Annotated in this window: 14 protein-coding genes; 9 read left to right on the top strand and 5 right to left on the bottom strand. The window is 62.4% G+C overall.

Annotated elements, in window-relative coordinates:
* The coding region (locus ABSG20_RS01265) for a di-heme oxidoredictase family protein (RefSeq protein ID WP_423862658.1) at nt 1-1,211 on the bottom strand (1,211 nt) is incomplete at its 3' end.
* A gap of 168 nt (nt 1,212-1,379) precedes the next feature.
* On the opposite strand from ABSG20_RS01265, the gene ABSG20_RS01260 reads away from it, so the two are divergent.
* From ABSG20_RS01260 to ABSG20_RS01245, 4 genes are all read left to right on the top strand, one after another.
* The gene (locus ABSG20_RS01260; protein WP_423862657.1) at nt 1,380-1,721 is read left to right on the top strand and encodes a hypothetical protein; all 342 of its coding nucleotides are present in this window, start codon (nt 1,380-1,382) and stop codon (nt 1,719-1,721) included.
* A gap of 206 nt (nt 1,722-1,927) precedes the next feature.
* Nucleotides 1,928-2,884, top strand: coding sequence for an energy transducer TonB (locus ABSG20_RS01255; RefSeq protein WP_423862656.1), 957 nt, complete (start codon nt 1,928-1,930; stop codon nt 2,882-2,884).
* Entirely contained in the window at nt 2,881-3,495 is a 615-nt protein-coding gene (locus ABSG20_RS01250; RefSeq protein ID WP_423862655.1) for a hypothetical protein, read from the top strand. The genes ABSG20_RS01255 and ABSG20_RS01250 overlap by 4 nt, the downstream gene beginning before the upstream one ends.
* 153 nt (nt 3,496-3,648) lie before the next feature.
* Nucleotides 3,649-4,824, top strand: coding sequence for a DUF2336 domain-containing protein (locus ABSG20_RS01245; protein ID WP_423862654.1), 1,176 nt, complete (start codon nt 3,649-3,651; stop codon nt 4,822-4,824).
* Between the two features lie 173 nt (nt 4,825-4,997).
* On the opposite strand, the gene ABSG20_RS01240 is transcribed toward ABSG20_RS01245, so the two are convergent.
* The 3 genes from ABSG20_RS01240 to ABSG20_RS01230 form a co-directional block, all read right to left on the bottom strand.
* Entirely contained in the window at nt 4,998-5,573 is a 576-nt protein-coding gene (locus ABSG20_RS01240; protein ID WP_423862653.1) for an Hpt domain-containing protein, read from the bottom strand.
* A 22-nt stretch (nt 5,574-5,595) separates the two neighbouring features.
* Entirely contained in the window at nt 5,596-6,141 is a 546-nt protein-coding gene (locus tag ABSG20_RS01235; RefSeq protein WP_423862652.1) for a response regulator, read from the bottom strand.
* A gap of 134 nt (nt 6,142-6,275) precedes the next feature.
* On the bottom strand, nt 6,276-7,055 hold the full coding sequence (locus ABSG20_RS01230; protein ID WP_423862651.1) for an NAD kinase: 780 nt from the start codon (nt 7,053-7,055) through the stop codon (nt 6,276-6,278).
* A 323-nt stretch (nt 7,056-7,378) separates the two neighbouring features.
* On the opposite strand from ABSG20_RS01230, the gene ABSG20_RS01225 reads away from it, so the two are divergent.
* Both ABSG20_RS01225 and ABSG20_RS01220 read left to right on the top strand, forming a co-directional pair.
* The gene (locus tag ABSG20_RS01225) at nt 7,379-8,899 is read left to right on the top strand and encodes a S10 family peptidase (RefSeq protein ID WP_423862661.1); all 1,521 of its coding nucleotides are present in this window, start codon (nt 7,379-7,381) and stop codon (nt 8,897-8,899) included.
* A 62-nt stretch (nt 8,900-8,961) separates the two neighbouring features.
* Nucleotides 8,962-9,405: a DUF6894 family protein gene (locus ABSG20_RS01220; protein WP_423862650.1), complete on the top strand. Its 444-nt coding sequence runs from the start codon at nt 8,962-8,964 to the stop codon at nt 9,403-9,405.
* Nucleotides 9,406-9,504: 99 nt separating this feature from the next.
* Here the strand turns inward: ABSG20_RS01220 and ABSG20_RS01215 are convergent, their stop codons facing one another.
* The gene (locus ABSG20_RS01215) at nt 9,505-10,050 is read right to left on the bottom strand and encodes a tetratricopeptide repeat protein (RefSeq protein ID WP_423862649.1); all 546 of its coding nucleotides are present in this window, start codon (nt 10,048-10,050) and stop codon (nt 9,505-9,507) included.
* Nucleotides 10,051-10,653: 603 nt separating this feature from the next.
* On the opposite strand from ABSG20_RS01215, the gene ABSG20_RS01210 reads away from it, so the two are divergent.
* The 3 genes from ABSG20_RS01210 (at nt 10,654) to ABSG20_RS01200 (ending at nt 12,656) form a co-directional block, all read left to right on the top strand.
* Nucleotides 10,654-11,079, top strand: coding sequence for a hypothetical protein (locus tag ABSG20_RS01210; protein WP_423862648.1), 426 nt, complete (start codon nt 10,654-10,656; stop codon nt 11,077-11,079).
* A gap of 216 nt (nt 11,080-11,295) precedes the next feature.
* Complete coding sequence (locus ABSG20_RS01205; RefSeq protein WP_423862660.1) at nt 11,296-11,616, top strand: hypothetical protein; 321 nt, start codon at nt 11,296-11,298, stop codon at nt 11,614-11,616.
* Between the two features lie 344 nt (nt 11,617-11,960).
* Nucleotides 11,961-12,656 carry an outer membrane protein gene (locus tag ABSG20_RS01200; RefSeq protein ID WP_423862647.1) on the top strand — a complete coding sequence of 232 codons (696 nt, stop codon included), beginning with the start codon at nt 11,961-11,963 and terminating at the stop codon, nt 12,654-12,656.
* The last annotated feature ends 129 nt before the right edge of the window (nt 12,657-12,785 follow it).

Below are 12,785 nucleotides of genomic sequence, written 5' to 3'. Positions count from 1 at the left end.
CGGAATTGCTGGCCGTTGGCCGCGCCCTGGCTGATCTGGTCCTGCAGGCCGACGCCCATGTTATGGATGGCGAAGTCGCTGTAGACGCTGATCTGCACGGCGCTCATCCCGCCGAACGGGGAGTTCGCCGTCTTCTGATGCGGGATGTGGCAGCGGGTGCAGCCGATATTGTCGAACTGCTGGGCGCCATTGGTCGTATGGCTGGTGGAGGCGGCCGGGGTCGGCGCCGCCAGGAGGCGGGCGAACGCCGCGAAATTGACAACGTCGGAGGAGAAATCCGACGCCGGGCTGCCACTCTGGCCGCCGTCGGTCAGATTGGTCGAATCCTCTGGGGTGGCGTTGAACACGCACCCCGACGTGGTGTCGCGCTCATCGGGAAAGGCCTCGTTGGTGACGCCCTGCTCGACATTGTAGGCTTCGCCGGCGAAGATCAGCAGCGACTTGTTCTGCGCCTTCCAGCCGAACCGGGTGATCGTGCCGTCGTTGCCGCTGATGTTGAACACGCCGGAGGTGATGCCGAGCGCGGCCTGCAGGGACTGCAGGCTCGCCTCCTGCGATCTGAGGTTCGCGTCGGGGACATTTTCCACCAGCCCGGCCCCGAACACCGGCGTCGGGATGCGGAAGATGATGTTGCTGTTCGCGATCGCCTGAGTGAAATTCGGCTGGCTGATGTTGCAGCCGTTGGCGTCGACGCGGCCGGTGATCGTGTACAGGTCATGGACGCCGCCGTCCGGCGTGCCGTTCGAATTGTTGATGAAGCGCGCCTCGCGAACGGGGCCGTTCGAGGTGATGAAGGATGGCACCGTGTTGGTGGCGCCGTCGAGCTTGGCCAACGCGACCTGCGGATTGACGGTCGGGCTCGACCCGCCGAGCGCCGGGAACGCATGACACTGGGCACAACTGTTGCCGTTGAAACGCGGCCCGAGACCGGAACCGGCCTCGTTGACCACCGTGCCGGACACCGAATCGACCTCCTGGAAGCGCTTCTGCGCTCCGAGGAAGAAATTCTGTTGCAGTTGGCTCAGTCCCGACACCGGTAGCCCGGCGCCGACCGGCCCGCCACGCGGACCGGGATCCACCGGAACCTGGCCGAACGCCGTCCCGGATGCGGCGAGCAGGCCCATGATGGTTGCACCGACGACGGCCGCTCCGGCCCTCATCGTCTTCTTTGTCGTGGTTCTCGTTGCTGTACTCAGGCGAATTCTTCTCATGCGACCTCTCCATATCCTCCACGGCCACAGGTCATCGTCGACACGAGCGTCCATCGCTGGCGCGCGTGCAACCACCCGGGTCGAAACGTTAAACGGTTAAGTTGTCTCGGAAAGCCCCCAACGCGCCTAGCGTGTATATACGCTGAAGGCATATCTAAGATTGATCAGTTGAAGGTTGCCGTCAAGTACTATTTTACCCCTGTCATTCGGGCAAGCCATTTTCATCCACAGCTATCGGACCGGTGGATCTTTCAGACCCACAATCAAAAAGTCGACGCAACATGGGCCTGGCGGCATGATGACCGCGGCGAGGCGACGATGCCCTGTCTGAAGTTCGCACTGCGGCCGCAACAGTCGCATCGCGCACGGGTGGGGATCGTCAGGTCCGTCGTACCCGCGGCGTCGGGTTGGTGGTGCGGTCGGGTCAAGCTCTCCCTCGACGGCCCGCAGTTCAACCTCGTCACGAGCGTCGTCCGCTGGCGCTCGCGCAGGCATCCCGGGTCCGACTGATAGGTCGTTTCGAAAGTCCCGCAAACTCGGAACGCCGCACCCGAAACGACGCACCTAAAGCGCGGATGCAGACGGCGAGCGGATCAGAGGCCAGCCAATTTAACGTTGTGATCGAGCATCGCGTGGCTATAATCCCTTGCGCGTGAACCAGTCTTTTGCGGGGCGGCGCCGATGCGCGGACGAGGCTGCCGGGTGGGGAGGGACCGTTGACGAAAGGAGCTCGCTATCTGGTTTTTCTGTCGCTGTCGGTCGGCGTCTGGACAGGGCAGATGTCGATCCCGGAGACGGCGGGCTGCCGTGCGCTGGCGCAGTCGGATGCGCCGTCGCAGCCGCCGCCGGGCCCTCCGACCAAAGGTTGGGACGGCCCGGATCCCGAGTCCGGATCGGTCGTCGGCACAGCCTACGAGAACAAGTATTTCGGCCTCTCCGTGCCGCTGCCGCAAGGGTGGTCCAAAGGCCTCGCAGGGCCGCCGCCATCGGCCGTCGGCTCCTATGTGCTGTCGGCGTTCGACGGCACCAAGGCCGAACGCGCGTCGATCCTGATCGTCGCCCAGGACCTGTTCTTCGGCGCCAAGCCGTTCGCGAGCGCCGCCGAGATGGCGGCGGATTTCAGCGATGCCATCCGGGGCATTTCCTACATGACGATCGACCGCGGGCTCGACAGCATTGCAATCCGCGGCCATGACTTTCTGCGCCTCGACTATAATGCCGGCGGCCTTTATCGCGTCTGGCTGGCGACGGAACTGCGCTGCCATTCGGTCATGTTCAATATCACCGGCACGGATCGGACTCAGGTCGAGAACATCGCGCGCGGTCTTGAGGCGATGGCGCTGCCTGGTGAAGCCGGAACGCAATTGCCGGCTGGCGCCGGCGCCGAGCAGACAATTCCGGTTTGCATAAAGGATTACGCGACCGAGCAGACGCTACTGCGCAAGGTCGACCCGGTTCCCAACGATCCCAGGGGCGTCGACGTGCCGGTCCGGATTATCATCGGCCAAGACGGCCGGGTCCGCCACGTGCACGTGATCAGTGCCAGTCCGGCGCAGCGCCAGGCGATCGTGGAGGCGCTGACGCAGTGGGAATTCAAGCCTTATGTGGTGACAGGGCGTCCCGCCGAAGTCGAGACCGGCGTACTCTTCAAGTTCAAGCCGCACGGAACATGACCGGTGATCGCAGCTCGGAAAAGTCCTGCTCGCGGCTGATCAAAACTTCGAGGCTGCGCCGGCTGCTCATCATTGCGTGCGTCGGCGTCCATGGCTCGATGTGGGTGCAGCTTGCCGGCGCTACGGGCGGGGCACAGGCGCCGCCCGCGTTGGAGGCTCCCAACCCACCGGGGTTTGCAACGTCCGGCAATCCGGTCGCCGAGATCCCGCTGGATCGGCTGTCGGCCACGCGCGAGCGCCCCCTGTTCTCCCCGAGCCGGCGCCCACCCTCCCGGCGGCAACCGGCGCCGATGGCCCACGTCGAGAAGCCGCCGCCGCCCTCCCCGGCCTCGCCGCCCAGCGTCGCCCTCTTCGGCATCGTCGTGGGCGTGGAGGGCCCGCGCGCCTTCATCGCCACCGGGCCGTCGGAACGGATCATCTGGGTGCGGCCGGGTGACGACGTCAATGGCTGGAAGGTCACGGACATCAGCGAACGCCGTCTGGTGCTCTCGCGCGCCGACCTGTCGGCGACGTTCACGCTGTTCAGCGCAGAGAATGCCGGCCGGACTGCGCGCCCGGGTTCCGTTCAACCCATTCCGACGCTGGTTGCGCCAAAGATCCGCGTCCGCTGACTGAAACCTTAATGATGCGTTGTCGCGCGCTTAACAAAACGTCAATGAAACCAGCCGTTTATGCTGAACGCTTTGTTAAGAGCCATGGTTTATTTTCCCTGACAGTGGCATCGCGTCACGATGTCGTTTCTGGTTGCGTAAGCCGGCAGGGCCATGATCGTTCCGCAGTTTATCAGTTGGATACGGACCGCTCCGCCAGGCGAGCGGGCAGAGGCAACACGATCGCTGGCGCGGGCCTGGCTGGTTTCCGATCTGACCGAAGAAGATCGCGCGGCTGCCGAAGGCGCGCTGCTGATACTGCTCGACGATCCCAGTCCGCTGGTGCGCCAGGCCATGGCGGAAATTTTCGCGCGCAGCATTGAGGCCCCCGCGGCCATCGTGCAGGCGCTGTCGCTTGACCAGGCCTCGGTCGCGCTCCCGGTGCTCGAACATTCACCGCTTCTGATTGACGCCGACCTCGTTGACATTGTCGCGACCGGCAATTCTGAGGTGCAATCCGCGATCGCCCGCCGCGCCAGCGTGCCGGCTTCGGTCTGCGCCGCGATCGCCGAAGTCGGCAGCGCCGCGGCGGCGCTCGAACTGATCGAAAACGCGTCTGCCGAACTCGCGCCGTTCTCGTGGGATCGCATTGTCGAGCGTCATGGCCATCTCGCCGCGATCCGGGAAGCGATGCTGGTGCTGGACGATCTGCCCGCCGCGATGCGGGCGGCGCTGGTGGCAAAGCTGTCGGACACGCTGACCCAATTCGTTGTCGCCCGCAACTGGCTCAGTGCCGACCGGGCGCTGCGGGTCGCGAGCGAGGCGCGCGAGCGCTCGACTGTGAATATCGCAAGCCGCTCGCGCGGCGACGACATGCGCGGCCTGGTGCGCCATCTGCGCGCCACCGGTCAGCTCACCGCGGGACTGATCCTGCGCGCCCTGTTGTCGGCCAATCTCGAATTGTTCGAAAGCGCGCTTGCGGAATTATCCGGCCTGCCGCAGGCGCGGGTTTCCGCACTGCTGCAAGACCGCGGCCACGCCAGCCTGCAGGCGCTGCTATCGCGCGCCGGATTGCCGGAATCGACATTCGCGGCGTTCAGGATCGCGCTCGAAGCGAGCCACGAAACCGGATTTGCCGATAGTATCGGCGGCGCGGCACGGTTGCGGCGCCGGATGGTGGAGCGGGTGTTGACGCATTGCGGAACCGACCGGCTGACCGCCGAACCGCTGTTGATCCTGCTGCGGCGCTTTGCAACCGAGTCGGCGCGCGAAGAAGCCCGGCTGTTCTGCGACGAACTGATGGTGGAGGAGAGCGCCGCAGAGATCCCGGACGATTTGATCGCTGCGTGATTCCGGTTGCCAGGCGCGCAGCAGCCGCGTCGTGCCTTGCCCAAAGCCGGGCCGATATGCCCGAACCGCCCGTGATTGCCCGGCGGGAGTGAGCGTTAGCAGCCGAAGTCGCAACAATTTGCGCCCGGGCTTACGGCTCCTCGCGTTAGCGAGGAAGACGTTGATTTTCTGGTCTAACCTCCCGGCACGATGCTCGGCGCGAGGATCGCTTCGAGGTGTTCGGGACGGTCGCGGTTGGCGTGGGCGAGGTATTCGTCGGCGACACCGCGCAACTGCCGGCTGAGTTCGTTTGCCGTCTTGACGGTATCGGGCTTGGTGCGCTCGCGCACGATGGCCTGAATGGCATTGATATGATGTGCCATCAGATCGGCCGGCACCTCGCCGAGATCGGGCGCATGTTCGATGATCCTGCACAGGCTTTCGGCCGCGGCGCCGGCGGAAGGATATCCGAACGTCGCGGCGTCGCCCTTGATGTCGTGCGCGGCGCGAAACAGCTCTTCACGGTTGGCGTCGGTAAAGCCGCCTTTGAGGATCGCGGCGTAGGCTTTTCCGAGCCGGTCGGTTTCCACGACCATCCAGTTCTTGAATTCGCCTGACAGTCCGGCAAGGGCTTTTTCGGCGCGCGCCACCGGATCGTCGCCATCCTTGCCGTCGACCCGCCGCAACAGCTTGCGCAATGGATTGGGCTGCGTGATGACGTGATGGTCGGTGAAGGTTTCGATCTGGAGGGTCTTCTTGTCTTTCGCCATCATGATTTCCTTGGGTCGTCCGCTAGATGCCGGAGCGGGCCTTTTCGAGCAGCGAGGGCTGCTGCAGGACTTCGACCTCGCCGCCGACGCGGCGCTCGGGGCCGATGTAGGTGTTGCCGGTATTGCGCCTTCGGTCCGGGCCGAAATAGGTCTTGGTCTTGATGAACGGGCGCGGATTGGCGACCACGTTCAGAATGCGCTGATAGAGCCCCTTGGCCGAGATCGGCTTGGCCAGGAATTCGGTGACGCCGGCGTCGCGCGCCACCGTGACGCGCCGCTTCTCGGAGTGGCCCGTCAGCATGATGATCGGTGCGAACGGATTGCCCTTGGATTCCGGCTGCCGGATCATCTGCGAGAGTTCGAGGCCGTCGAAAATCGGCATCGACCAGTCGGTGATGACAATATCGGGGACATAGTGGCTGTACATTTCGAGCGCGGTCGCGCCGTCCTCGGATTCATAGACCTCGCGCGCGCCAAACGAATGCAGCAGCGTGCGCAAAATGCGGCGCATGTGCGGATTGTCGTCGCACACAAGAAATCGCAGCTTGTTGAATTCAATGCGAAACATGGCCCGGCTCTAAGCGCGTACCGAAACTTCGGTATACTGCAAATTAACCCTATCCCGCTCCCGTTAAGGAAGGGTTGCGAACAGCATGGGATTAGCGCGGAGGTCGACGGGCGCGCCCGCCCGACGGCGGGGAATCAATACCCGAACTGCTCGCTCAAAATGCGCTCTTCTAGGCTGTGGCCGGGGTCGAACAGCATCCGCATCGAGATCGTCTTATCGGAAAGCACTTCGACGCGGCGGACGTCGCGCGCCTCGTCGTGATCGGCTACCGCGGCAACCGGCCGTTTGTCGCCTTCGAGCACCTCGATGACGACATAGGCGGTGTTGGGGAGCAGGGCACCACGCCAGCGGCGCGGACGGAACGCGCAGATCGGGGTCATGGCCAAAAGCGGGGCGTTGATCGGAATGATCGGCCCCTGCGCCGAAAGATTATAGGCCGTGGATCCCGCGGGGGTCGCCACCAGGATGCCATCGGCCATCAGTTCGGCCATGCGTTCGCGTTCGTCGATCAGTATCCTCAGGCGCGCTACCTGGTAGGTCTGGCGGAATAGCGAGACTTCGTTGATGGCATGGTGAAGATGCACCACGCCGCGTACATCGGTGGCGCGCATCAAGAGCGGATGGATCACCGATTCCCGGGCCGCCTCCAGACGGGCGTGCAGGCCGTGGGGGCTGAATTCGTTCATCAGAAAGCCGATGGTGCCGCGATGCATGCCGTAGATCGGCTTGTCCGAACGCATATTCTGATGCAGCGTCTGCAGCATCAATCCATCGCCGCCGAGCGCCACCACGACATCGGCGTCGTCGGGATCGTGGTGGCCGTAGAGCTGGACCAGCTGCGCCAGCGCCTGCTGGGCTTCCGCGCCGGCACTCGCGACAAAAGCGATCCGTTCATATGCCGCGGGGATGGTCATGGGATCGCGAACTCAAATCGGCGCTGACGGGATTGGCTGCGCCGGGGTCGTCCTATACGACTTGGGCGGCTGTTGTCGAGATGGATGAGCTGACGCCAATGCCGCTCGATCGTACGATCAGCTCGAATGCAGATCTGGCCTGTATTCGCTTGCCAACAATGCCCGGCTGTCGCACTTTTGAAACATCCTGCAATCCGGGCTCGAAAGGGTCGAATGCGGCGATGCCGGGTAGATGATGGGAAGCGGGAGAGGAAACAAGAATGGCCAGCCGGTTCGCGTCGTCGCGCCATGCGGTACTCGTCTCTGCACTTTTTGTATTCGGCATGCTGGCATTGGCCGATCTGGCCGGCGCGCGCGCCGAGGATGCGCCACCGCCGCAGCCGCCATCCGCCGCGACGCCTTCGGGGCAGAAATCATCCGGCATAAGCGGGCGTGCCGCCACCCCGAATTCACCCAACGCCGCCGAGCAACATCGTCTACCGCCGGACGCGACGACCCAGCAGACGCTGGCGCTTCCCGGGCGCACGCTGGCGTTCGCGGCCACGGCGGGTTCGATCCGCCTGTTCGACGACAAGGGCGAGCCGCAGGCCGATATCGCCTACATCGCCTATCAGCTGGATGGCGCCGAGGCGCGCACCCGGCCGGTGACCTTCTTCTTCAATGGCGGTCCCGGCTCGGCGTCGGCATGGCTGCAATTGGGCAATGCCGGACCCTGGCGGCTGGCCATCGACGCCGCCGCAGTGAGTTCTTCCTCGCCTCCCGATCTGCAACCCAACGCCGAGACCTGGCTCGACTTTAGCGATCTCGTCTTCATCGATCCGGTCGACACCGGCTATAGCCGCTTCGTGGCGTCCGGCGATGACGTGCGGAAGAAGTTTTTTTCAGTCGACGGCGACGTCAGCTCGATGGCCTTGACCATCCGGCGCTGGCTGGAAAAGTCCGACCGTCTGCTGTCGCCGAAATTTGTCGCCGGCGAAAGCTATGGCGGTATTCGCGGACCGAAGGTCGTTCGCAGTCTGCAAGTCGAGCAGGGCATCGGGGTCAAGGGCCTGATCCTGGTCTCTCCGGTGCTCGACTTCCGAGAATATTCCGGCTCCAGCATTCTGCAATATGTAGCGAGCCTTCCCACCATGGCAGCAGTGGCGCGCGCGGCAAAGGGCGCGGTGACCCGCGCGGACATGGCCGACGTCGAAAGCTATGCGCGGGGCGATTACCTCACGGATCTCATCAAGGGGCAAGCCGACACCGAGGCGACCACGCGCCTTGCCGACAAGGTGGCGGCATTGACGGGGATCGACCAGGCGATCAGCCGCAGGCTGGCCGGGCGATTGGACGCAATCGAGTTTCGCCGCGAATTCGATCGCAAGGACGGCAAGGTGACAGGCCGCTACGATGCCTCGGTCCTGGGCCTCGATCCCGATCCGGACTCCAGCTTCTACCATTTCGGCGATCCCTCGGGCGATCCTCTGATCGCGCCTTTGACCAGCGCCGCGGTCGACCTTACCAGGAGCAAGCTCAATTGGCGACCGGACGGCTCCTACGAACTGCTCAATGGCGCAGTCGAGAAGGCCTGGGATTTCGGCCGCGGTCTGCGGCCCGCCGAGTCGATTTCCGAATTGCGGCGGATCCTCGCGCTCGACCCGAAGCTGAGGGTGTTGGTGGGGCAGGGCCTGTTCGATCTTGCCACGCCGTATTTCGGTACCAAAATCCTGCTCGACCAGCTACCCGCCTACGCTACACCGCTACGCGTGAAGCTTGTCGTCTATCCCGGCGGTCACATGTTCTACTCGCGCGACGCCTCGCGGCAAGCGTTCCGGGCCGAGGCCGAGGCGCTAATGAAGTGAGAGGTCATATAATCCGCAGTTTCTTGCCGTTTTCCGATCGCAAAAGCGCTTGGCAGCCTGTGTTGCCGGACTTCAACGCTGGTGGATACCGTCTGGTTTCCGATTCGATTGCTGATCGTTCTGTCAATCCACTATTTTTTGATCCGCTCGATTTCGCCTTGGATTCCACAGGGATCTCCGATCTCAGAGTCGGCGACCGGACAGACATATGCCCTGCGGAGATAGTAGGATCTGGCAAGTCGCCAGGGAGGAAGAAATCCATGCAGAGATATTCTTTCAGCGTGAAAGAGGGTAAGTTTGCGGGATTACCAGTCACTGCGGTGCTTTCGGACTTGGGAGCGGCCAAGAGAGAAGCGGTGGCCATGTGTGTCGATTTGATGCCGGCCGTTCTCCGCACCGCCGATCTTGATTTTAATTGGCGGATGGAGGTCGCCGATCAAACCGGGAAACTGGTTTACAGGCTGAAACTTCTGGCAGAACCGTTGCCCATGCAGCAGCCAATCTGACTCTAAGCGAAGATTGAGCAGGATATCCTTGGAAGCCGGAACAAAACAAAAACCGGCGCAACCGTATCAGGTTGCGCCGGTGGTGTTTGATTGAGGAACTCAGTAGACGAGGCCAGTGCCGACCGGCTGCTCGAGGGCCGCCTGCAGCGAGCGATATTCCGGGCAGTCCTTGCCGCAGATCTGTTCGATCCGGCTCAGGTGATAGTTCGCCTGATCGCGGTTGCCCTGTTCGAGCTGCCACAGGCCGTAATACTGCCAGGTCCGAACATGGTTGGGATCGTCCTGCAGCGCGCGCTGGTAGTAGACCTGCGAGACCTCGTAGTTGCCGAGCTTGCGGTAGGAATAGCCGAGCAGGTTGGCGACGTCGGCGCGATCCTCATGACCCAGCGCCTTCAACTGCTCGATCGCCGCGGCATAGTCGTGGCGATCGTAGATCGTGGTGTAGGCCGTGCGATAGCTCTCAAGGAAGCGGGGATCCTCGATGCTGGAGCTCTTGTCGTGCTTCTTCTTTTCCTTGGTGGAGTCCGACGCCGGTGGCGAGGGAGTGTCGCTGCCTGCGGCATACGCTTTGGTAAAAATGGGCGCCGCGATCAGCGCCATCGACAGGAACGACAGCGTCACAAGCCTGCTTGCAGATTTTTCCATGCAACTCTCCAATTTTGGCGGATTTTATTTGGTGGACGACTTTACACCGAGGTTCGATGACTAGAACAACACCCGGCTCGAGCCGACATTCCGGGGAAATCGTGTTTATTTAAGGGAGCTCGGCGGCGCCCTTTGCGGAGCGAGTGAGGCGCAAAATGACAAACATGTCATAGATGTGAACGCAACGCCAATATGGGCCACCGTCACAGCCACCATCGCCATCATCGTTCCCACAAGCGGATGGGCGCGCTGCGGATGCACAAGCTCACGAAGGTCTCGACCAAGCACATGGTGCCCGCCGCCAAGCGCGGCTGATCCGAGGGGCGCGATCGGCAACGCTCGTCACCAGCTCCGTGCCGATAGCACTCTCTTAAGTTATGGCTAAATAAGTTATGGCTAAATATGGCGCATGGCCCGATCGTCGAAGCGCACGCGCCCAACATGGCGCAAGCTCAAGGGCATGCTCTGCAGTTCATGGACGGGGCCTCGGGATGAAGCTGCGCGGGCAACAACCCGAAGGGGGCAGTTCCATGAGCTAGATGCGAATTCCATTTGGCCGGCTGGCGGTCTAGAATTCGCTGGGACAGACTGCAATGGAATTTCATGTTGAAGATGTTGGCAAAGCGCGCGGCGATCCTGGTCTTGCCAATCGCGCTCGCGGCATGCGCGGGCAGCGATGAGGGCCGGGATGTCCCGCTCAGCATCGATAGCGGTACCGCAAACCAGCCGTTTCCGCAGAACTACCGCGTCGAAGTGCTGGCGTTCATGAGAACCTATCTGAACAATCCCGTTGGCATACGTGACGCTGCGATGGCCGAGCCGGCGCAGCGTACCGTCGGCGGGCGGCTCCGTTATGTCACCTGCCTGCGCTTTACCCCGCACGAATCAGATGGCAGCTATCGCGAGCCGCGCGAACGCGCCATTCTCTATATCAATGGCCGGCTCGACCGCATGGTCGAAAACGCCAGCGAAATCTGCCCGGGCGCGGTCTACGCGCCGTTTCCGGAACTGGAAAAGCTGACGCGTTAGCGGCGGCAAGCGCCAGGGACACGATATACCGGTGCATCAAGCTGATGCCAGTACATCAAGCTGCCGCAATCGCGCTATTATCCTAGGTTGCAAGGTATCACAACGCCGCGATTCGGATAGGCGGCATGAACATTGCTTGGAGCGGAAGCGGGCTGGTTTTGACATTCAGGAGCGTGGCACATGAGACGCATCGTGTTTGGTCTGACCTTCAGTATCATGGTTGCTTGCATTGTTGGTGGCGTGAGAGCTCGCGACCTTGATGGCCGCTACGCGGATTCACCGCTTAAACCATGGTTCGATCATCTGGCGAGCGGCAGGGGACTGTGCTGCTCGGTGGCGGATGGGGTAGCCGTTGCAGATCCCGATTGGGAATCCAAGGATGGCCATTATCGCGTTCGCCTTGAGAACAATTGGGTCGATGTTCCCGACGACGCCGTGATCACCGAACCGAACCGGGCGGGACGCACGATGGTTTGGCCGCTGCGGTTTGACAATCAGATCTCGATCCGCTGCTTCATGCCTGGCAGCATGACCTAGCAACCGCAGGCACGGTTTTTGAATTGCCCGCTCTCCCTCAAGGGGAGAGCTCGGGATAACGATTTGCCTACATCCCTCCCCGATTTTTCTATTTTCGCGCGGCGCAGGCGAAACCCCCGGTCACTATTCACCGAAGCTCGATGGGTCACTGCGTTGACAAAAGCCCAGCCGTAAACCGCGCGCCGGCTGGATGAAAAAAAATGGCTCGGTCGATGGAACAATGAGGCGTTGTTGCCGCGTCGTCACAGTTAAGAGCGATCCGTGCTCCGGCATTACCGTCAAGCAACCAAATTGAGGCCACGTTGTTCGCATCCTGTAGCCTCGAAAGTAATAGGGAATGAGTGATGAAGAAATATCTGATCGGTGGCGCCGCCTTGATCGCCTTTGCGGCTCCCGCAATCGCGGCCGATCTGCCTGCACGGCCTTATACCAAGGCTCCGGTCTATAAAGCCCCTGAAGCCATTTATAACTGGACCGGCTTTTACCTCGGCGGCCATCTTGGCGGCGTGTTCGGGTCGAAAAGCAGCGGCGGGTTCATGGGCGGCGTGCAGGCCGGCGCCGATTACCAGTTCGCGCCGAACTGGGTGATCGGTTCCGAAGTCCAGTTCAGCGGGATTGCCGGTGACAACACCAAGCTTCTGTTACCTGGTAACGTGATGGTGACCCGGAAAAACGACGACGTTGGCTCGCTCACCGGCCGGATCGGATACACTTGGGGTCCGGCGCTGCTGTACGCCAAGGGCGGTTTCGCGTTCCGCGATAATTACAACACCGCGGTGACCATGGCAGGCGTGCCGAAGGCCTTTACGACCACGGGCAACCAAACCGCCGGCTACACCGTCGGTACCGGTCTCGAATACATGTTCGCACCGCGCTGGTCCGTCAAAGGCGAGTACCAGTATTACAATTTCGGCAACACCACCTTCACCGCCGGCCCGGCGACGCTGGTCGGCACCCGGTTGCGAAATGACGAACATAGCGTCAAGATCGGCGTGAACTACCGCTTCGGCTGGGGTAACTTGCCCACCATGGGCTACTGACTTTCTTTGGTTCCGATGCTAAGGAAAGGCCGGCCTCGCGCCGGCCTTGTTGCGTTGTGGCGCATCGAGTGACTTCGCCGGGCCTCGCCACCTGCCGGGCCTAGGACATGTTGCTTGAGACCAGATACC

Origin of the sequence: Bradyrhizobium sp., assembly GCF_049512235.1 — a bacterium.
In the GTDB taxonomy this organism is placed as follows: Bacteria; Pseudomonadota; Alphaproteobacteria; order Rhizobiales; family Xanthobacteraceae; genus Bradyrhizobium.
This window is presented reverse-complemented; position numbering and strand designations above follow the sequence as displayed.

Bases quoted from the DNA above. Each gene is read 5' to 3' on its own strand.
- ABSG20_RS01250 (WP_423862655.1), top strand. From the start codon at position 2,881: ATGACCGGTGATCGCAGCTCGGAAAAGTCCTGCTCGCGGCTGATCAAA.
- ABSG20_RS01245 (WP_423862654.1), top strand. From the start codon at position 3,649: ATGATCGTTCCGCAGTTTATCAGTTGGATACGGACCGCTCCGCCAGGC.
- ABSG20_RS01240 (WP_423862653.1), bottom strand. From the start codon at position 5,573: ATGGCGAAAGACAAGAAGACCCTCCAGATCGAAACCTTCACCGACCAT.
- ABSG20_RS01235 (WP_423862652.1), bottom strand. From the start codon at position 6,141: ATGTTTCGCATTGAATTCAACAAGCTGCGATTTCTTGTGTGCGACGAC.
- ABSG20_RS01230 (WP_423862651.1), bottom strand. From the start codon at position 7,055: ATGACCATCCCCGCGGCATATGAACGGATCGCTTTTGTCGCGAGTGCC.
- ABSG20_RS01225 (WP_423862661.1), top strand. From the start codon at position 7,379: ATGCTGGCATTGGCCGATCTGGCCGGCGCGCGCGCCGAGGATGCGCCA.
- ABSG20_RS01215 (WP_423862649.1), bottom strand. From the start codon at position 10,050: ATGGAAAAATCTGCAAGCAGGCTTGTGACGCTGTCGTTCCTGTCGATG.
- ABSG20_RS01210 (WP_423862648.1), top strand. From the start codon at position 10,654: ATGTTGAAGATGTTGGCAAAGCGCGCGGCGATCCTGGTCTTGCCAATC.
- ABSG20_RS01205 (WP_423862660.1), top strand. From the start codon at position 11,296: ATGGTTGCTTGCATTGTTGGTGGCGTGAGAGCTCGCGACCTTGATGGC.
- ABSG20_RS01200 (WP_423862647.1), top strand. From the start codon at position 11,961: ATGAAGAAATATCTGATCGGTGGCGCCGCCTTGATCGCCTTTGCGGCT.